General features: G+C 39.5%; 17 protein-coding genes. 12 read left to right on the forward strand and 5 right to left on the reverse strand.

The genetic code is table 11. The annotated features are described in order from the left end of the window. The first annotated feature begins 62 nt into the window (after positions 1-62). Entirely contained in the window at positions 63-1,181 is a 1,119-nt protein-coding gene (locus GPDM_RS10950) for a PDZ domain-containing protein (RefSeq protein ID WP_237704155.1), read from the forward strand. A 12-nt stretch (positions 1,182-1,193) separates the two neighbouring features. Beyond that, positions 1,194-1,451: a CsbA family protein gene (locus GPDM_RS10955; RefSeq protein WP_008431376.1), complete on the forward strand. Its 258-nt coding sequence runs from the start codon at positions 1,194-1,196 to the stop codon at positions 1,449-1,451. A gap of 21 nt (positions 1,452-1,472) precedes the next feature. Here GPDM_RS10955 and GPDM_RS10960 read toward each other — a convergent pair whose 3' ends face one another. Both GPDM_RS10960 and GPDM_RS10965 read right to left on the reverse strand, forming a co-directional pair. Further along, a complete protein-coding gene (locus GPDM_RS10960) occupies positions 1,473-1,778 on the reverse strand; it encodes an AzlD domain-containing protein (RefSeq protein WP_008431378.1) in 306 nt (101 codons plus the stop codon). Next, entirely contained in the window at positions 1,775-2,470 is a 696-nt protein-coding gene (locus tag GPDM_RS10965) for an AzlC family ABC transporter permease (protein ID WP_008431383.1), read from the reverse strand. The genes GPDM_RS10960 and GPDM_RS10965 overlap by 4 nt, the downstream gene beginning before the upstream one ends. A gap of 139 nt (positions 2,471-2,609) precedes the next feature. Here GPDM_RS10965 and GPDM_RS10970 point away from each other — a divergent pair, with 139 nt between their 5' ends. The 7 genes from GPDM_RS10970 (at position 2,610) to GPDM_RS11000 (ending at position 14,583) form a co-directional block, all read left to right on the forward strand. Next, on the forward strand, positions 2,610-3,239 hold the full coding sequence (locus tag GPDM_RS10970; protein ID WP_039863332.1) for a TVP38/TMEM64 family protein: 630 nt from the start codon (positions 2,610-2,612) through the stop codon (positions 3,237-3,239). Positions 3,240-3,312: 73 nt separating this feature from the next. Beyond that, complete coding sequence (gene addB / locus GPDM_RS10975) at positions 3,313-6,789, forward strand: helicase-exonuclease AddAB subunit AddB (RefSeq protein ID WP_008431385.1); 3,477 nt, start codon at positions 3,313-3,315, stop codon at positions 6,787-6,789. Next, positions 6,767-10,375 carry a helicase-exonuclease AddAB subunit AddA gene (gene addA / locus GPDM_RS10980; RefSeq protein WP_008431390.1) on the forward strand — a complete coding sequence of 1,203 codons (3,609 nt, stop codon included), beginning with the start codon at positions 6,767-6,769 and terminating at the stop codon, positions 10,373-10,375. Before addB ends, addA begins: the two co-directional genes overlap by 23 nt. A gap of 10 nt (positions 10,376-10,385) precedes the next feature. After that, on the forward strand, positions 10,386-11,564 hold the full coding sequence (locus GPDM_RS10985; RefSeq protein ID WP_008431392.1) for a DUF418 domain-containing protein: 1,179 nt from the start codon (positions 10,386-10,388) through the stop codon (positions 11,562-11,564). Between the two features lie 43 nt (positions 11,565-11,607). Then, positions 11,608-12,507 (forward strand): fumarylacetoacetate hydrolase family protein, encoded by a 900-nt coding sequence (locus GPDM_RS10990; RefSeq protein WP_008431393.1) that lies wholly within the window; start codon positions 11,608-11,610, stop codon positions 12,505-12,507. 68 nt (positions 12,508-12,575) lie between these two features. Next, a complete protein-coding gene (locus tag GPDM_RS10995) occupies positions 12,576-12,947 on the forward strand; it encodes a YisL family protein (protein ID WP_008431394.1) in 372 nt (123 codons plus the stop codon). A 175-nt stretch (positions 12,948-13,122) separates the two neighbouring features. Next, a complete protein-coding gene (locus GPDM_RS11000) occupies positions 13,123-14,583 on the forward strand; it encodes an alpha-amylase family glycosyl hydrolase (protein ID WP_008431395.1) in 1,461 nt (486 codons plus the stop codon). Positions 14,584-14,622: 39 nt separating this feature from the next. Here GPDM_RS11000 and GPDM_RS11005 read toward each other — a convergent pair whose 3' ends face one another. The 3 genes from GPDM_RS11005 to GPDM_RS11015 are packed head-to-tail and all read right to left on the reverse strand — an operon-like array spanning position 14,623 to position 17,654. Next, a complete protein-coding gene (locus GPDM_RS11005) occupies positions 14,623-15,960 on the reverse strand; it encodes a CoA-disulfide reductase (protein WP_008431396.1) in 1,338 nt (445 codons plus the stop codon). 14 nt (positions 15,961-15,974) lie between these two features. Then, the gene (locus GPDM_RS11010) at positions 15,975-16,826 is read right to left on the reverse strand and encodes a DegV family protein (RefSeq protein WP_008431397.1); all 852 of its coding nucleotides are present in this window, start codon (positions 16,824-16,826) and stop codon (positions 15,975-15,977) included. Positions 16,827-16,847: 21 nt separating this feature from the next. Continuing rightward, positions 16,848-17,654 (reverse strand): Cof-type HAD-IIB family hydrolase, encoded by an 807-nt coding sequence (locus tag GPDM_RS11015; RefSeq protein ID WP_008431398.1) that lies wholly within the window; start codon positions 17,652-17,654, stop codon positions 16,848-16,850. Between the two features lie 161 nt (positions 17,655-17,815). Here GPDM_RS11015 and GPDM_RS11020 point away from each other — a divergent pair, with 161 nt between their 5' ends. The 3 genes from GPDM_RS11020 to GPDM_RS11030 form a co-directional block, all read left to right on the forward strand. Then, positions 17,816-18,583, forward strand: a complete 768-nt coding sequence (locus GPDM_RS11020) for a prolyl oligopeptidase family serine peptidase (protein ID WP_008431401.1) — start codon at positions 17,816-17,818, stop codon at positions 18,581-18,583. 67 nt (positions 18,584-18,650) lie between these two features. After that, a complete protein-coding gene (locus GPDM_RS11025) occupies positions 18,651-18,959 on the forward strand; it encodes a metal-sulfur cluster assembly factor (protein WP_008431406.1) in 309 nt (102 codons plus the stop codon). Between the two features lie 171 nt (positions 18,960-19,130). Beyond that, a partial coding sequence (locus tag GPDM_RS11030) for an ATP-dependent Clp protease ATP-binding subunit (protein ID WP_008431407.1) occupies positions 19,131-21,282 on the forward strand: 2,152 nt, incomplete at its 3' end.

The following is a 21,282-nucleotide window of genomic DNA, read 5'->3' on the forward strand; positions in this document are numbered from 1 at the left end:
GGTGATAGGATGGTGTAAGTAAAGTGATAATGGATTTAATGTTAGCGATAGGAAAGTTTTTTGTGAATCCGGTTTTATACATCGCATTGCTTGCTGCAGTGTTGTTAGGGTATTATCGGGTGAAAAAAGAACGGAAGATTTTTAGAATTCGTATTGTTTACGGATTGACTGAGTTTAAACGACTTATAAAAGATGCTTGGTTGTATGCGCTTGTACTTTCTGTATTGTTTGCAGGAATTGGGTTAGTTGTACCCTTAGACTGGTTAATTGCTTTGAGCATCGTTTCTGTTTTGTTAATGGCAACAACTTTTTATCAAGCGGGGTCATTTATTTACTTGGCTACAGCGGCTGTAGGGCTTAGCTGGTTGTTTTATGCCAATGACTGGACCTTGAATTTCGGATTGGTTACATTCGAAGGAACAGAAATGACTTATCAATGGTTGGTCCCTGTTGTACTAATTGCGGGAGCATTGGTTTTTGTAGAAGGTAAAATGATTGATAAAGCAGCAGCACAGGCTGGCTCTCCTCGATTACATAAATCAGGACGTGGGCTAAAGGCGGCAGCTTATATTTCAAAACGCCTATGGTTATTACCTATTTTATTGGTGGTGCCAGGTTCGTTACTTGATTCGTATGCGCCTTACTGGCCGCAGTTGCCAATTGGTGAATCGAACTTTTCGTTTATTCTTTTCCCGATGGTATTTGGATTTATCGGTCGTTCGCAGCGAACTTTGCCAGTGTATCTTTATCCGTTAGTTGGTAAAGCTGTTACTACTTTAGGAATTAGCATTATCGTTGTGGGATTAGGTGCATTATTATGGCAGCCATTAGCAGCTGTTGCATTAGTTGGCGGGGTAATTGGCCGTATAGCGATTGCCGTTCATTTCGCATTAAAAGAGCGTAGTGGTAATTATGCCGTAACTCCTCAACCACAAGGTGTTATGATTATCGACGTTTTACCAGGTTCTCCTGCTGATAAAATGGGCTTATTGCGTGGCGAAGTAATTCGCAAAGTAAATGGCATTGCCATTACTAATGAATCTGAACTTTATGAAGCGATTCAAGTAAATGCTGCTCATTGTCGTTTAGAAGTACTGGATCATAACTTGGAAGTGCGTTTACGCCAACATGTTATTTTCCGTCATGATCACCATCGTCTCGGACTACTAGTGGTCAATTAAGGAGCTAAATTAATGGAATCAATGGTAACAAAATTTTTCCTGTCTCTTTTAGTACCAGGATTGCTCGTCATCTTGTTTACAAGAGTCACATTTAATCATATCGTCGCATTAATTTTGACAGTTGCCTTAATGGCAGCCGCTGTGTATGCAGGTTATACCCATACTTGGTTATTGTTTGTCGCAAATGCTGCTTCTCTTACAGCGGGATTTTGGTATTCGACAAAAATGTTTAATCGCAGAAAAAAAGCCGAAGCTCATGAAAATGAGTAACGGCTTTTTTTGTGTCTGTTTTTATAAAAATCCACTAAAGATTGCGAGTACAGCTATCGAACCTAGAACGACAATCATCACATTCGCTCCTGCAATTGCAATACCAAATGCAGCAGCTGCACCTAGAATGCCAAACCAAATATTTTCTTGAATAAAAAAGACAGCTGGAAAAATCAGCGCACCTAACACAGCGTAAGGGATATTTCGTAACACATTTTGTACCGCTTTAGGCAACTCCCGACCTTCTAAAAACGTCAGCGGAATAGCACGCGGGATATAAGTTACAATAGCCATACCAAGAATCATCCACCAATACCAAGAACTCAAGATTTTTTCACACCTTTCCTAGAAATCCATTCAATAAAAATGGCCGATGCTAAAGTGGATGTCATAATGGCCCAGCCTGTGGACAACCATTCTGTGAAATAAAAAAGAGAATTAATCGCTCCGGCAATTAGAGCCAAACTAACAACTTTGCGGTTGCCACGCATTGATGGAACCAATAACCCGATGAACATAGCGTAAAGTGCAATCGACATAGCAGCTTGAAGAAACTGAGGAAGATTTGCCCCAATTAAATGGCCGACAGAAGTAAACACAACCCAACTTCCATAAGCAATCGTAATTACACCAACAGCAAAAGCAGTGGTGATTTTATGGACTTTTTGTGTGGCCAATACAGAGAAAGTTTCATCGGTTATTCCAAAAGCATATAAAGCTTTTTTCCATCTGTTATCCGGTGCCATTTTTTCATTGAGTGAAGCAGTCATAAGAAAATGCCGAATATTGACAACAAACGTATTTAAAACAATGACAATGGGTGCCACGCCAGCAGTAATTAGTGACAATGCAATATACTGTGAGGCACCTGCAAACACAAAAATACTCATGGCAGTAGCTTCAAGTAAAGAAAGCCCAGTAGTTTTTGCTAGCAAGCCAAAAGTTAATGCTATAGGGAAATAGCCGATTGCAATGCTAGTTCCTGCCTTTAATCCGGCAGAAAACTCACGTCCGTTCATTCGTTTCGCTCCTTATGTATAAGTATTTCCTTTTCCAAACTCTTTGAAAGAGTGTAAAGTAATTATAATAGCATATCACAAAAACTTTTTAGTTTGGAATGAGATTTAGAAAAATTAAACAATTAAAAGGACTGAGCTTATGATGGATTTTTTTTCAATGGAAAATATTGTGGAGTTAACAAAATCCTACAAGGCTTTTGGTCCGTTAATCGGATTCCTTTTGCCCTTTATTGAAGCTTTTTTACCGTTCTTGCCCTTATTTGTTTTTGTTTTTGCCAACGCAACAGCGTATGGATTATGGTTAGGATTTTTGCTTTCTTGGGGCGGTTCAGTAGTTGGTGCATACGCTGTATTTTTATTGGTACGCAAATATGGCAGAGCACGGTTTATGAATTTTATGACTCGCCATGACAAAGTTCAAAAGTTAATTCATTGGGTAGAGCGTAATGGCTTTGGTCCATTGTTTTTATTGCTGTGTTTACCTTTTACTCCATCCGCGCTTGTAAACTTAGTCGCAGGCTTATCAAATATTCGGAAATATTATTATTTGCTAACGGTTATGGCGGGGAAACTTGTAATGGTGTTTACCATTTCTTTTGTCGGTTACGACTTACGTGCACTTTTCACGCAACCGATCCGAACAGCCATTGTTATTTTGGTCATTATTTTACTGTACGTAATCGGCAAAATCTTTGAAAATCGTTTGCATAAAAAAGTAGAGGAAGATTTCCGCCTAGCTAGTGAAGAACGAAAAAAACAGAAATCATAATAGCATGAGAAGTGCAATCGAACGGAGAAAAAAGTATAATAAGAACAAATGTTCTTGTTAGAGGAGGGGTCATGTGTCATTACGCATTGTTTATGGTAGAGCGGGAGCCGGGAAAACTCGTTTTGTTCAAGAGGAAATCGTAGATGAGTTAAAACGACAGGCAGACGGGGATCCAATTTTTCTTATTGTGCCCGACCAAATGTCTTTTTCTACAGAATATCGACTAGCTGCAGCATACAATATGAATGGCATGATTCGCGCACAAGCAGTGACATTTAAACGATTGGCTTGGCGTGTACTTCAAGAAGTTGGTGGCATCAGCAGGAGAGAAGTAGATACATTCGGTTACCGAATGTTAATTCGAAGCTTGCTCGAAGATAATCGAGAGGAATTCCAATTGTTTCGAAGAGCTGCAGGCAAAAGAGGATTTACTGATCAAATCGAGCAATTGGTAAAAGAATTTGCTCGTTATTGTGTAGATTGTGGAGAATTAAATGCCATCCGTTTTTCTTTAGTTGAAGCGGGAGCACCAAAAACTTTACTCGACAAAGCACAGGATCTTGAGTTAATCCTTACAGAAATTGAAAATCGTTTAGGAAAAGTATTTGTAGATTCTGAAGGCCATTTAGCTTTATTAAGTGAAAAAATTCCACATTCTGATTTGATCAAATCGTCAACAATTTACATTGATGGATTTGTCACGTTTACCGCGAGGGAATATGAAATTCTCTTTGAATTAATGAAACATGCTAAATCAGTCACAATTGCTTTGCCTATGGATGAAAAAACCGATCCAAACGATGAACAATCGCTATTCTATCAGTCTGCTAACACCGCACACAGGTTAACTGAACAAGCAGCAAAAGAGGGAATCGACATTGATAATTCGGTCTACTTGGCTTTGCCACGCCGTTTTATGAATCCTGAACTTGAACATATTGAACGTCATTTTGATGATTTTCCAATCCAGAAAATTCAGGGACAAGGAAATGTTTCTTTAGTTGAAGCATCAAACAGACGAGCCGAAATGCATGCCGTAGCACGGGCGATAAGAGACCAAGTGAGAAATGGCTTTCGTTATAATGAAATCGCCATTCTTTACAGACAACCTGAAATTTATGATGAATTGATCCATACAATTTTTTCGCAGTATGAAATTCCTTATTTTATCAGTCAAAAAAAATCGATGCTTCATCACCCTTTGATAGAGTTTAGTCGATCGGTTCTTGAATCCGTTGTTTCGAATTATTCTTATGAATCGATTTTTCGAGCTGTTAAAACGGATTTGTTCTTTCCACAAGGTCCTGCTACAAAGTGGCGAGAAAGAAGTGATTTACTAGAGAACTTCGTTATTGCTAATGGTATTTACGGAGAGCGGTGGTTTGATGAAAAGCGCTGGTTTTATAAAAAATACCGTGGCTTGGAATTTCACACATCGATCCAAACAGATGAAGAGCTAGCGGCACAAGTAGAGCTCCATGCAGTACGCGATTTAATAAGGGAGCCTTTAGCCCAGTTAAAAGAACAGTTAAAACTGAGTAAAACAGGACGAGATATAGCGGAGTCTTTGTTTCTTTTTATAGAGAAAATGGACGTCTATGCAAAAATTCAAGATTTACGAGAACGAGAAGAAAGTGAGCATCGCCTACTTGCCGCTACAGAGCACGAACAGGCTTGGAATCAATGGGTCGGTGTTTTAGATCAATTTGTACTTATGTTCGGCGAGAAAGAAGTGGATTTACCAACAGCTGTGAAAATATTAGATGAAGGTTTTGAAACTTTAGAGTTTTCGCGTATACCGCCTTCATTAGATCAAGTAATGGTATCGAAAATCGACTTGGCTCGTTTAATGGATATTAAGTCGGTCTTTGTTGTCGGAGCCAATGACGGTGTTTTACCAAAGCGTATCGAACAAGATGGGTTGTTAACAGATACAGACCGGGAGTGGTTTGCTCAAATTGGCTTTGAGCTTGCTCCTACTTCGAAAATGCGTTTAATGGATGAAACTTATATGGTATATCGTGCCTTTACATCAGCGTCTGATTTATTGACCGTTTCATTTCCCATCGCGGATGAAGAAGGAAAAGCCTTATTGCCTTCTCTTTACATTCAAAAATTAAAGGATATGTTGTCAATTGATACAGTTCCTGCAGTTATTGACCCGGAAGAACTTGTAGATGTATCACCTATGGAATACATCTCGCATCCACGAGCGAGTTTAGCGTATTTAACTTCACAACTCCGGAGCGGTGAATTATCAGCAGAGTGGCGTGCGGTTTATCACTATTATGAGGAGGATCCATTTTGGTCTTCTATTATTAATCGTATTTTATCGCCAATCAAACCAAATAAAGCAGACCCTCTTCGTGAGGCTATTGCAGAACCATTGTATGGAACACCTATTTCTTCAAGTGTATCTAGGGTAGAAACGTATTATGGCTGTCCATTTGCACATTATGTGGCTTATGGGTTACGTCTTGAAGAAAGAAGTCAATATAAATTAGCAGCTCCCGCAATGGGTGACCTTTTCCATGCGGCGATAAAGTGGATATCCGATGAAGTATTACGGTTAGGCATTTCGTGGTCATCACTGACACAAAAACAATGTCAAAACCTGGCGAAAGAAGCGATCGAACAGCTTTCTCCTTATTTTGTTAATCATATCTTGATAAGTTCCCATCGTTATCGCTATATACAACATAAACTAGAAGGCATTATTCGCCAAACAGCTTATATGCTTAGTAAGCATGCTAAAGTTTCAGGGTTTGTACCGATTGCATTAGAAGTTGGATTTGGACCAAAAGAGACGATTCCGCCTCTAGAAATTTCTTTAGATCGAGGACGCAAGATGAATGTGCGTGGCCGTATTGACCGCATTGATTCAACAGACATTCATGGCAAACCTTATTTGCGTATTGTCGATTACAAATCTTCTAAACAAGGTCTTGATCTTAGCAATGTTTATCACGGTCTTTCTTTGCAAACATTCACGTATTTAGATGTGGCGTTAACACATTCTGAACGTTGGCTTGGAGAAGAAGCAGAACCAGCTGGTGTGCTGTATTTTCATATGCACAATCCCATGTTAAAGCTGACGAAATTACTGACAGCTGAAGAGTTAGATGAAGAAATGGCCAAATCCTTTAAGATGAATGGTTTAGTCGTCGAAGATCCCGAGGTAATTGAAGCAATGGATAACCAAATTGATGGTTATTCTAATGTAATTCCAGTAAGACTTAACAAAAGTGGAGCGGTGTCTGCATCTCAATCCAAAACGGTGATGAAAGATGATATGCAAGCCGTCCGCCGTTTTGTACGTAACAAGCATCAAAATGCAGGCAATGGCATATTAGAAGGCGACACGAGTATTACACCATATAAAATGAAAGAAGATACACCATGTCAATTTTGTTCTTATCGTTCGGTTTGCCAATTTGATCCGGCAGACCCCGACCAAAGCTACCGAAAATTGACTGCTTTATCTCCTGATAAAGCAGTGGAATTGATTAGAAAGGAGACCGCTGCAGATGATTCCGAAAAAACCAATTGATGCTACTTGGACCGATGAACAATGGATGGCTATATGGGCAAAAGGACAAGATATGTTGGTATCAGCAGCGGCTGGATCGGGCAAAACGGCTGTACTAATCAATCGCATGATTGAAAAAGTATTAGCCGAAGACGATCCGATATCTGTCGATGAACTTTTAGTTGTCACGTTTACCAATGCTTCAGCTGCTGAAATGAGGCACCGGATGTCAAAGGCATTGGAAAAAGCGGTTGCAGAAAATCCGGACTCGAGTCATTTACGAAAACAATTGCGCTTGATCAACAAAGCTCAAATTTCTACGCTACATTCATTTTGTTTGCAGGTCGTAAAACAATATGCGTATTTACTTGAAATTGATCCGGGTTTTCGAATTGCAGGAGAAACAGAAGCTGCTCTTTTGCGAGATGATGTTCTAGAAGCAGTACTTGAATCTGCATATGAAGGTGAAGGAGCGGACGCTGTTTACAGACTAGCGGATAGCTTCACATCAGATCGCAGTGATCAAGCGATGGAAGTATTATTAAGCAAGCTTTATGATTATTCGCGCGTGCACCCGAATCCACAAGAATGGTTGCAACAAGTACCTAATCTGTATAATGTACCTGCGGATGCGACAATCGACGAATTGCCATTTATCGGAGATTTAAAACTAACGATACGTCATGCTTTAGAAGAAGCGTTGCAATTGGCGGATCAAGGCCTTCAAATAGCATATGAGCCGGATGGACCTGCTGTATTAGAAAGTACGTTCAGAACAGATGCTGAAGTGATTCAAACAGCAATTGGTGCATTAGAAAATTCATGGGAGAGCTTATATGCTTTTTCAAAATCATTTAAATGGGAAAAAGCAGCAAGTATCCGCAAAGATTCTTGCGATCCTGCTTTAGCTGAAGAAGCAAAAGCGCGGCGGAATGATGTGAAGAAAATTGTCAGCGGTCTATTTGACGCTTATTTTACTCGATCTCCAAAGCGCTTATTAGAGGAAATGCGCGAGATGGCTCCATTGATGAAAACTTTAGTCGAGTTGACACAGCTTTTCGCTGATCAATACAAAGCCTTGAAAATTGATCGAGCATTAGTCGATTTTTCTGACTTAGAACATTATGCATTGGAGATTTTAATGGAAGAAGGCGAACCTTCCGCTATTGCAAAAGAATATCAAGATCACTTTAAAGAAGTGTTAGTGGATGAATATCAAGATACCAACCTTTTGCAAGAGACCATCCTTAACTTAGTAAAATCAGGCGATGAACAAAACGGCAATCTATTTATGGTGGGTGATGTGAAACAATCGATTTATCGTTTCCGCCTTGCTGAACCTATGTTATTTCTAGGGAAATATTCACGGTTTAGACACGATGCTGAAAACACTGGGTTACGTATTGATTTAAATGCGAATTTCAGAAGTCGCAAAGAAATTCTAGATGGCACCAATTATATCTTCTCGCAAATTATGGGGGAACGCGTTGGTGAAATTGACTATGATGAAGCGGCTGCGTTAAAAGCGAAAGCGCCTTATTCTGAACAGCTATCTCCCATTGAATTGACTTTAATACATGAACCTGAGACTGAAGAAGAATTAGAAGATGAAGATTTAGCAAAATCGCAATGGGAAGCACGATTTATCGCCAAAAAAATTAACGAATTGATGAATAGTGAAAAAATGGTTAATGATCCGTGGACACAAAAACAGCGACCGCTAGAATACCGAGATATCGTTGTCTTAATGCGTTCAATGACATGGTCAGGTGACTTTGTAGATGAATTTAAAATGGCTGGAGTTCCATTATATGCAGAATTGACAGGCGGCTATTTTGAAGCGCTTGAAGTGATGATTATGCTGAATACATTACGCGTCATTGATAACCCTTACCAAGACATCCCGCTCGTTTCTGTTTTACGTGCGCCGTTTATCGGCTTGAAGGAAAATGAATTGGCCGAAATACGTTTAGCAGCACCTCAAGCATCTTTTTATGAAGCGGTAAAAACCTTTATGCGTGCAGGTACAGGAATCGATCCCGCTGCGGCTGAGAAATTGCGCCGTTTTATGCTGCAATTAGAAGGCTGGCGGAATTTGGCGCGTCGAGGTTCACTTGCAGAACTGATTTGGCAAGTTTATTTGGATACCAATTATTATGAGATGGTTGGGGCTATGACCAATGGCAAACAACGAAAAGCGAATTTACGAGCGTTGCATGACCGTGCACTCGAATATGAAAAAACATCTTTTCGTGGATTGTTCCGTTTTCTTCGCTTTATCGATCGGATGCGAGAACGCGGCGATGACTTAGGCACAGCTAAATCACTTAGTGAAAAAGAAAACGTCGTTCGTCTAATGACCGTTCACAAGTCAAAAGGACTTGAGTTTCCAGTAGTCTTTTTTGCAGGTACAGGGCGAGCTTTTAATGAAATGGATTTTAAAAAATCTTATTTGTTTGACCAAGATTACGGATTGGCAGTTAAAGCCGTAAATCCGGATACGCGAATCGAATACACCTCCTTGCCATTTTTAGCTGTTCGGGAAATGAAGCAATTGCAAATGAAAGCAGAAGAGATGCGGGTTTTATATGTAGCAATGACGCGAGCAAAAGAAAGCCTATACATGACAGCTTCTGTTAAAGACATTGATAAACTCTTTGAAAAATGGAAGGTGTCGACAAACGAGGTGCGCCTGCCAGACTTTATGCGGTCTCGTGCTAAAGGATATTTGGATTGGATCGGACCAGCTGTAGCAAGACACCCCGATGCAGAAGCACAATTGAACATGACAGGGAATTTCCTTAATCATTCGTCTCGGTTTCATATTGAAATTATTGAATCGCAATCATTGCTGCCAGCAGTTGGAAACATCGAAGAATTGCTGAAAGACGAAGAATTTTCGGGAGATTATCAACAGCAGGTTAATGAGCGCTTTAACTTTCAATACCCACACCAGCTAGCGGTTGATAAACGATCAAAGCAGTCTGTAACTGAAATGAAGCGATTGCAAATGTTGCAACGTCTTGATGAGCCAGAGTCCTTTATTCAGAAAGTTACGCCCGAACGGAAAATGTTGCTACACCGTCCGAATTTCATGATGGACAAACGTTTATCCGGAGCTGATATTGGAACGGCGGTCCATGCAGTGATGCAGCATATTCCGTTGGATCGTACCTTGAATCGCAACGAAATAATAGAGTTTATCGAAACATTAGTTGGGATGGAGATTTTGTCACCAGATGAGGGCAAAGCGGTTAAAGTGGAAGAACTTGAACGTTTTTATGCAAGTAAAACAGCTGCACGTCTTAGAGCTGCCACAAACATTAAAAGAGAAGTGCCTTTTACTTATGCAAAAAAAGATGCAGACGGGGACCATCAAATTATCCAAGGGATTGTCGATTGTTTGTTTGAAGAACAAGACGGCTGGGTGTTGCTAGATTACAAAACGGATCGTGTAACACAGATTACCAATATACAAAATGAAATATCAGAACGATATGGCGTTCAGTTAACTGTCTATCAAGAAGCAATTGAATCAATATTGAAAATACCGGTTCAAGAACGCTTACTCTACTTGTTTTCAGCTAACCAAGAAGTGAATATTTAGGAGGATTATTTTGAATTTACAGCCGGTTTCCACCAATGAACGAATAAAAGCGATTGACTTGATGAGAGGATTTGCGCTTTTAGGTATTCTACTTATTAATATGCTGGCTTTTCACTCACCCTTATCCTATATAGACCCTTACAAATGGTTTAACGGGAGTGTGAATGAAGGAATCTATTTGGTGATTGATATTTTCATCCAAGCTAGTTTTTATCCATTATTCGCTATGTTATTTGGTTATGGCTTAGCTATGCAATATATGCGTGCAGAGGCTATAGGACAACCCTTTACGCCGCTTGCGCTCAAACGGCTTACCGTACTTTTGCTCTTTGGCGTTGTTCATGCGTTTCTAATCTGGTATGGCGATATTTTAATTACCTATGCTATTATGGGCTTTTTATTAATTGGCTTGATACGATTACCTTCTAGTTGGCTTATGAGCTTTGGTGCAGTTATTTATGCAGTGCCTCACCTACTAATGCTTGTAATTCTGTTTATCGCGGCTACTGCAGATCCGAATACTTACGTAGGATATATGGAAATTGAAAATTCGATTCAATCCTACCAATCAGGTAGTTTTGCAGAGATTTTTAGCCAACGATTGGCTGACTGGAGCTACAGAAATAATGGAATAGGCTTTGTGTTTTTAGTGTTTACCATTTTGCCTTTTCTTATGTTTGGAGCAGCTGCAGCAAAATGGCGGTTGATTGAACGGACGCAGGAAAAGCGGAAGCTATGGTTATTTTTAGCGATTGTGCCACTATTAATAGGCTTAGCTTTGAAAAGCAGCCCATATATATTTGACTCAAATTATGCTTTTGTCTATTTACAAGATCTATTTGGGGGACCCCTTGTATCTATCGGTTATGCTACGTTGATAGCTTTAATGGCTCAAAAACAAAGCTTGCAAAAGCTATTCTCACCTATAGCCAAAGTAGGTAGCATGTCATTAACGACTTATATAACACAATCGGTCTTAGCCACACTGATATTTTATTCTTACGGGTTGGGGCTGTATGGAAAAGTTGACTTGCTAACGGGAACATTGATTGCCTTCGGTATCTTCGTTGTCCAACTAATTTTTGCAGAACTTTGGTTTGAAAAATTTTCACGAGGCCCGCTCGAAATTCTTTGGAGAAAATGGACTTACGGAAATAATTTCGAAAAAACTAACAATTCAAAACGCTGAATGTGTATAATGAATTCAACCACAGAAAAGGAGTGTTTGACGAATGAAGCTGTTATCATTTCGCTACGAAGGAAAAGAAGGATTTGGACCAAAAGTTAAAAAGGAAGATGCTGTATGGGATTTAGTTGCGATTCAACAGCAATTAGAAGTCTTGCCTGCATTTCCTGCACAATTGATAGAAGGAATTCCACAAGGAATGGAGTTTGTCGAACAAATTCGTAAATTGACGGAAGCCGCTGTCCAATCTGACCGCTCTGAAGAATTCAAACACTCATACGCAGAAATTGAATGGTTAGCTCCGATTTCAAAAACACCGAAAAATATTATTGCGATTGGCAAAAATTATGCAGATCACGCCAAAGAAATGGGCGGAGAAGCACCTGCAGATTTAGTGGTTTTCACTAAAGCGTCTACTAGCATCTCAGCAGACGGTGAAACCGTTTCGGTTCATAGCGACGTAACAGATTCGTATGACTACGAAGGTGAGTTAGCTGTTGTTATCGGAAAAGCAGGTCATAAAATACCAAAACAAATGGCTTATGACTACGTGTTTGGTTATACGATCGCAAATGATCTAACAGCACGCGATATACAAGCAAAACATCAACAGTATTTTCTTGGGAAAAGCTTGCCAGGTTCGTGTCCAATTGGACCATATATCGTTACAAAAGATGAAATTCCGCAATCACAAAATTTGTCGATTGTAACTAAAGTAAATGATGAGATTCGTCAAAATGGCAATACTGAAAAAATGATTCGCCGCGTGGATGAACTGATTGCAGAAGTATCAAAATATGTAGCGTTAGAGCCGGGCGATATTTTGCTTACAGGTACACCTGCTGGAGTGGGCAAAGGTTTCACTCCACCGAAGTTTTTAAAAGCAGGCGATACGGTAAAAGTATCGATTGAGTCAATCGGCACGCTCGTCACACATTTGTCATAGGATAATTGCTCTTGCCTGTGTCCTAGTTATGCTAAACTAGAGAGGACATTATTAGAAGAGGTGAGATTTTGAGTATTTTAACAGACACTACACATCTACACATTACGACATGGGTTGTTGCTATCATTTTGTTCTTAGTTGCAGCATTTATGCAACGCGATAGCAAAGCGCGTAAGATTATGCATATGGTATTAAGATTGTTTTACGTCTTAATCATCATTACTGGCTTAACGTTATTTATCGAATGGTCTTCTGCTGACCCTATGCTTTACGGCATCAAATTCCTATTGGGCATTTTGACAATCGGGATGATGGAAATGGTATTAGTTCGTTCGAAAAAACAAAAATCGGTTACGATGTTCTGGGCATTGTTTGCAGTCTTCTTATTTGCAACAATGTTTATCGGATTCATGTTACCGGTTGGGATGGATTTCTTTTAAGCAAGTAGACAGGTGCACCGCGCACCTGTCTTTTTCTTTGTCAATTTTCACAGTTTAGACGAAACTCAAAAGAGATGCTGGGAAAACCTTAACTTTACATAGCAGTAAAAGCGGGAGTTTGATAAAATGAACCGGGTAGAACGCAATGACGACCTCATTGAAGGAGGATATCAAATTGAAAGCAAAATGGATTTCGGGTATGATCACAGCAATATTGCTGTTGGCATTTGTCCAACCTGCATATGCTGAAAAAGAATATGAATTAAAAGAAGAACTTATTTATGATGTACTAGTTGATCGTTACTTTAACAAAAAAATCGATAACGATTATGAAGTAAATGCACTAGACCCTACAGCTTTTAATGGGGGCGATTTTGATGGAATGGCCAGTGAACTTTTATTTGTGAAAGACATGGGCTTTACGGCTCTTTCGATAGGACCTGTATTTTCAACAGAAACGTATGATGGAAAAAAAGTGTTGGACTATACAGAGTTTGAGCGCCACTTTGGGACAAAAGAAGAATTTCAAACATTGGTAGAAGAAATTCATGAACACAACATGAAAGTGATTGTGGATATCCCAACTCAACAAGTAAGTGCTAACCATGTATGGGCAGTGGAAAATCCTCAGTGGTTTACAGAAAATGAGGATGGCAGTTTAGCACTAGACACTTCTAATTCAGAAGTTCAAAAAGCATTCATCACTACCTTTACAGAATTTAATGAAACTTATCAAGTGGATGGTTTCCGACTGCAAGATGCAGATCAAGTAAACCCACAATTTTTACGTGATTTTTCTAAGGCAATGAAAGACATTCGTCCGAGTTATATTTTAAGTGATCGTGAAATGGAAGAAACAGCTGGATTTGACGCAGTCGTTATTCCGGGTGTTGAAGAAGCTTTACGATCAGCTTATAAGAATTTCGACCAAGATTTGACTGGGATAAAGACCATTATGAAGCAAAGTGAAAATCAGCTAATCCAAGTAGATTCATTATTAGGTTCTCGGTTTACGTCAGACATTGTTGATGAAAAGGGATTTCCACCTACGCGTTGGAAATTGTTATTAACACAATTACTAACAATGCCAGGAATTCCAGTAGTTCAATACGGGTCAGAATCAGCAATGAACGGCGTAACGCCATCTGAATCTCATCAAATTTTGGATATGGCAGTAGACAAAGAATTAGTTGATCACATTACGAATTTGACCTCATTGCGCAATTCATCAGAAGCTTTACGCACGGGAAAAGTAGAAGTTTTGCATGATGAAGATGGCTGGCTCGTTTATAAGCGTTCAAATGACGACGAAGCATGGGTTATCGCTATTAACAATTCCTCATCAACCAAAACTCTTAATTTGTCAGCTGATGTAATTGGAGAAAATCAAGAGCTACGGGGCTTGTTTGAAAGTGATATTGTCCGTCAAGAAGACGGAGGAGATTATCGTCTGACACAAGACCGTGAAATTGCGGAAGTTTTCCATGTCACAGAAGAAACTAAACTAAATACGGCTTATATCGCAACACTAGTTATTATGTATATCGTGTTTATGTTATTCTTATGGTTTGTATGGCGAAAAGGAAAACAACGTAAGGCAGATGCTGCAAAACAAAAAACAACTGACCGAACATAAAACAGGAAGAAAAAGCAATTTGCTTTTTCTTCCTGTTTTTTATTGATCATTAACGGCTTTATAGCCGACCATATTTATTGGGTCTTTTGGTGATGAATAAGGAGGTGCATAGCAAAGCTCTAACGCCTGCAAATCATCAATCGTTAAGCCACCGTATATAGCTGTAACGATGACATCGATTCGTTTATCGACGCCTTTTCCACCGATACATTGAGCGCCCAAAATCTTTCTCGTTTTTGGATCATAATGAACTTTTAATGTGATTTTAGAATGGTCAGGATAATAGCCAGCATTTGAGATGCCGTTATGCGTCACTGTAGCAGATTCTAAATTTTTATCTTTGATGGCTTTTTCATTCAACCCAGTCATAGCAGCAGTTAAAGAAAAAATCTTTAAGACAGAAGTTCCAAGTAATCCTTTTTTCGCTATTTTATCTCCTAAGATATGACGTGCCGCGATAAATGCTTGTCGATGGGCCGGAGAGGCGAGGGGTACTCTTTTTGGATCTCCCGTCACCATATCAAAGTTTTCAGAAGCATCGCCAATTGCATAAATCGAAGGATCATCTGTTTGCATGAATTCGTTGGTTTGTATGCCACCGGTTTCCCCAATTTTCAACCCAGCTTTTACAGCCAATCCGGTATTAGGTCTTAAACCGACACTCATAATGATAAAGTCAGCTTGTAATTCAATGCCATTTGATAACTTAATTGTTTTCTCTTCAGTTTTTACTATTTCTGTGCCAGTAAGTAATTTTACTCCTTGAACAGCCAACTCTTTTTCGATCATCAACGAAATATCGGTATCCAAAATAGACATAATGGCAGGCGATCGATGAACGAGCGATACATCCAATCCGAGATTTTTTAGGTTTTCAGCCATTTCAAGACCGATAAACCCACCACCCGATACTACACAACTTGTAGGTTTTTCGTTTTTGATAAAGCGATCAATCCGTTGCATGTCTTGAAAATTGCGCAATGTAAAAACTTGAGAAGAATCAAGTCCTTCAATTTTTGGCAGTATTGCAGAACCACCTGGTGCCAAAATTAACGCATCGTAAGACTCTTCAAATTGATTACCGGTTTCCAAGTTTTGCACAAGAACTTTCTTAGCGGCTCTATCAATTTCTTTTACTTCATGTCCGAGCTTTACATCGATATCGCGTTTTTTCTTAAATTTCTCTGGATTTGTTAAAACGATTGACTGTTCGTCTTCGATTACATCTCCGATAACATAAGGTGTTCCACATGCTGCATAAGACATCGTTAAATCTCTGTCAAAAACAACTATTTGGACATCCGGATTGTAAAATCGAAGTTGACCTGCAGCTGTAGCGCCTCCGCCAACAGCACCTACAATGACTATTTTTTTCACCGTTTAATCAGCTCCTATTCGATCTTATTAAGGAAAAATAAAGCCAATGTGCCCGGTCCAGTATGTGCAGCAATAACAGAACCAATCATATGAACTTCAACTTCTTTAGGGTTAAAATGTTGTTCGATTTCCTGCTTTAAAATTAAAGCAAACTCTTCGTCATCGCCATGACTGATGGCAATGGTTTGTTGGTTTAATTGGCTACCGCGTTCTTGCATCAATTCAATCATGCGCTTAATAACTTTTTTACGTCCGCGCAATTTTTCAATTGGTACCAATTTCCCGTTTTCTACATGAAGTAGTGGTTTGATATTTAATAATCCACCAACAAATGCGCTGCCTTTGGAAATGCGGCCGCCTTTAGCCATATAATCCAAATCTTCTACAGTAAAGAGACTTTCTAAATGGTCTACCATAAAACGAATTCTCTTTAGAATCGTTTCAAGAGATTGACCATCAGCACGCAATTTCACAGCTTCTTTTACTAACAAACCGTATCCAAGTGAAGCAGCTTTAGAATCGAGTATGGTCAGTTTTAAATCGGGGTAATCTTCACGTACTTGGTCTGCTACCATTACCGCCGTGCTATAAGTACCCGATAGCTCAGAAGAAAATGCAAGATAAAAACCTTCTTCATCTGCGATGGCTAGCTGTTCAAAAGCTTTTAGCATTTCTTCAGGAGACACTTGCGACGTTTTAGGGTGATTGCCAGCACGAATTGCATCAAATACTTTAATGGAATGAATGCCGCGTATATCTTCATAATCCTGCTCTCCGATATGTACGCGCAATGGGAATAAAACTACGTCTTCGTTTTCAAAAAAACCTTTTGGTAAATCAGATGCGCTATCAGCGAATAACCTCATAACCACTCCTCCTCTTAATAATTACAGCTTCAACCGGTCGATTAATAATTCAGCAATGCCATCTTCATTATTATTTAAAGTGATTTCGTTAGCAATATTTTTTAAAGGCGAAATGGCGTTCCCCATAGCGACACCAACACCCGCAAAGTCAATCATTTCTAAATCATTGTCTTCATCGCCAAAAGCGATTATGTTTTCTCTGCTAATGCCAAGAGATTTTGAAACACGGTCTAACCCAACAGCTTTACTCATACCACTTTTTACAATTTCGATAACATGCCAAGGAGCTCCCCAGCGACGGTGATCAATAACTTCAGCATGAACCGAAGACAAGTGGTCGTGAATCTCCTGTACGCGTTCATACGGCGCGTGGATTAAAATAGAGGTGGGGTCTGTTTTTAAGTAGTTTCGCAAATCACCTGTTGTAATGGTTGGGTCTCCAAACCTGAAGATGTCCATAAGTTGTTCGTCATGTTGGTGGACATACACATCATCCAACACTTCGGCAACAATATTGTGAAAGTTATAATTGTACATAGATTCAACTACTTCATGGACAACCCCCAAATCAATTGGTGTGTGATGCATACCCCAGTGTTGGTCAGTAGGGTGATGGACAAACGCACCGTTAAAGTTAACGATTGGCGTTGTTAATCCCAATTCATTGTAGTAAGTTTCACTTGAGCGATATGGCCGGCCAGTAGCAATCATAACCTCGTGTCCCGCTTCCATTGCTTTATTTAAAGTGAGTTTTGTTTTAGGTGAAATGACTTTTTCATCTGTTAATAACGTTCCATCTAAATCTAGAACGATTAAATGTTTCTTCATATAAATAGTCGTCTCCTTTCTATCTCTTACTAGTGTAGCGATAGTGCAAGGGGTACGTCAAAAAAATTGGTAATTTTGGCGGTTATTTAAAGGTCAAGAAGTGAGGTTTGCTGGATAACTGGAAGATTGGTACGATTAGATAGAGAAGGAAGTGAGTCAAATTGAAAGTACAAAGACAAATTTGGGGTCATATTCCGTTACTTCATATAACTCCAGACAATGATGAACAATCTGCATTACCAACAGTGGTGTTTTTTCATGGGCATATGAGTGCAAAAGAGCATAATTTGCATTATGCCTATCAATTAGCCGAAAAAGGACTTCGAGTGATATTGCCAGATGCTCATCTTCATGGAGAACGAAGTGAAGGATTAGATCATGTGCAAATTAGTTTACGATTCTGGGAAATCGTCCTAACTTCAATCGAAGAATTGGCCTTTTTACATGAAGAGTTACATAAGCAAAACATGGTTGTCGGTGAAATAGGTGTTGGTGGTACATCAATGGGCGGTATCACCACAATGGGAGCTATGACGGTTTATCCGTGGATTCAAGCAGCTGCAGTGATGATGGGTGCTGGAAATTACGTGGAATTGGCTCAAGCGCAAATGACGCAATACGAATCGAGAGGATTCCAATTGCCGATTAGTGAAGAAGAAAGAGAAAAAATGCTAGCAACTTTAGCGATGTTCGATAGTGTCGAACATCAGGAGAATTATCAAAAACGCCCAATTTATTTTTGGCATGGCGAACAAGATGTTACGGTACCATTTGAGCCGACATATCGCTTGTTTAAGTCACTTAAAAAGCAATACGAAGAGGTGCCGGAAAAAATTGTCTTTCGTCGCGAACGAGAAGCAGGACACGCAGTAAGTCGAGCTGGTATGCTTGAGGCAACCGAGTGGTTTGTTAAGCATTTAGCTGAATAATCGTGTCAATTCCATTTTCAGATGAAATTTGTTAAGATGGTTGTAATAGTAAAGGGAGGGATTTTGAATGGATCAAGATATGAAAGATAGCATGATGGGTGCATTAGAAACTGTAATCGATCCCGAATTAGGAATTGACATTGTCAATTTAGGGCTTATTTATGATGTAATGTTGTCAGAAGACGGTTTTGCAGTAGTTACGATGACATTAACATCAATGGGGTGCCCAATGGGACCTCAAATCGTGCAAATGGTAAAAACAGCATTATATGAGCTACCAGAAGTGGAAGAAGTCGATGTAAAAATCGTATGGCAACCAGTATGGGGCAAAGAACATATGTCACGCTACGCAAAAATGGCACTTGGCGTTCGATAAGCAATATTACTAAAAATCTCACTGGAATTTATTCCAGTGAGATTTTTTTGTCTAATTAGCTCATTACAAATAGGATAAAATAGAGAGCCATAATAATTGCTTAATCTAAAAAAAATGACTATAATTTAATTAGTCAAAGATAGTCAAACTTTTTAAAAAGGAGAGGTTATTATGGTTCAACCACAGGGAAACACAGAACAAAAATCCCCATTAGAGCAGTTTGGTCGCAATATGGTCGAACAAGCACAATCAGGGAAAATGGATCCTGTCATTGGTCGTGATCAAGAAATTCGAAACGTCATTCGAATTTTATCACGAAAAACAAAAAACAATCCGGTTTTAATCGGAGAACCAGGTGTTGGTAAAACAGCAATTGTCGAAGGTCTAGCGCAACGTATTGTTCGTAATGACGTTCCCGAAGGGTTGAAAAACCGGACAATATACGAACTCGACATGAGTGCGTTAATTGCAGGCGCAAAATACCGTGGGGAATTTGAAGAACGTCTAAAAGCTGTGTTAAAACAAGTAAAAGATAGCGAAGGTCAAATCATCTTATTTATTGATGAAATCCACACCATTGTTGGAGCAGGTAAAACAGAAGGAGCTATGGATGCAGGGAATATGCTGAAGCCAATGCTTGCTCGCGGAGAACTGTATTGTATCGGTGCAACTACATTAGATGAGTACCGCATGCATATTGAAAAAGATCCTGCTTTAGAACGTCGATTCCAACAAGTTATGGTGCGAGAACCTTCGGTAGAAGATACCGTTTCGATTTTACGTGGCTTGAAAGAGCGTTTTGAGTTGCATCATGCTGTTCGTATTCATGACCGTGCGATTGTAGCAGCCGCAGCTATGTCAGATCGCTATATCACAGAGCGCTTTTTGCCGGATAAAGCAATTGACTTAATAGATGAAGCATGTGCGATGATTCGTACTGAAATTGATTCGATGCCACAAGAACTTGATGAAGTAACGCGTCGCTTATTACAATTAGAGATTGAAGAACAAGCGTTGATGAAAGAAAAAGACGAAGCGAGTAAAATCCGATTAGAAACTTTGCAAAAAGAAATAAAAGAACTGCGTGAGTCTTCAGCGGACATGAAAAATCAATGGACAGAAGAAAAAGAATCATTGAAAAAAATTCAACAAAAACGTGAGCAACTAGATCAGTTCCGTAGACAATTAGAAGATGCGGAAAACAAGTACGACTTGAACGCAGCCGCTGTGTTGCAACATGGCAAAATTCCAGCGCTCGAAAAAGAGTTGATTGCGTTAGAAGCAAGCTTGGAAAATGAAGGTGCTGAAAGATTGCTGCGTGAAGAAGTAACCGAAGAAGAAATTGCAGGAATTGTCGCACGTTGGACAGGGATTCCCGTAACTAAATTAGTAGAAGGTGAACGTGAAAAACTATTGCGTCTAGGTGAAACTTTAAAAGAACGCGTCATTGGTCAAGATAAAGCGGTAGAGCTTGTCACCGAAGCTGTATGGAGAGCACGAGCGGGTATTAAAGATGAAAGAAAGCCGATTGGTTCATTCATTTTCCTTGGGCCAACGGGGGTAGGGAAAACAGAATTAGCGAAATCACTTGCTGCCAATTTGTTTGACTCGGAAGATCATTTTATCCGAATCGATATGTCCGAGTACATGGAAAAGCATAGTGTATCACGTCTAGTCGGAGCACCTCCCGGATATATTGGCTACGAGGAAGGCGGACAATTAACAGAAGCAGTACGTCGCAACCCATACTCTGTTGTCTTACTCGATGAAATCGAAAAAGCACATCCAGACGTTGCCAATATTTTATTGCAAATTTTAGATGATGGGCGTATTACGGATAGTCAAGGTCGCCTCATTAACTTCTCAAATACAGTTGTCATTATGACTTCTAATATTGGCTCTGCTCATATTAACGAAACGAGCAGCGAACATGATGTAGAAGACATTGTCATGGGCGAATTGCGCAAACACTTTAAACCAGAGCTGTTAAACCGTATTGACGATATTGTCATCTTCCATGCATTAACAAACGACCATTTTTATGGTATTGCTAAAAAGATGATTGGGGAATTAGCAGCGCGTATGAATCAACAGCATATCAAATTGTCTGTCGATGATTCGGTGATTAACTATATTGTTGAAGCTGGAACCGATCCAGTATTCGGTGCACGTCCATTAAAACGATTTATTCAGCGAAGAATCGAAACTGATATTGCGCGCGAATTAATCAAAGGTGATATTGTAGCTAACACAGAACTAGCATTAACGATGGGTGACAATAATCAAATTAAGATCAATAAAAAAGAGACGACGTACGTCGTCG

The sequence above is a fragment of the Planococcus donghaensis MPA1U2 genome (assembly GCF_000189395.1).
Classification (GTDB): domain Bacteria; phylum Bacillota; class Bacilli; order Bacillales_A; family Planococcaceae; genus Planococcus; species Planococcus donghaensis_B.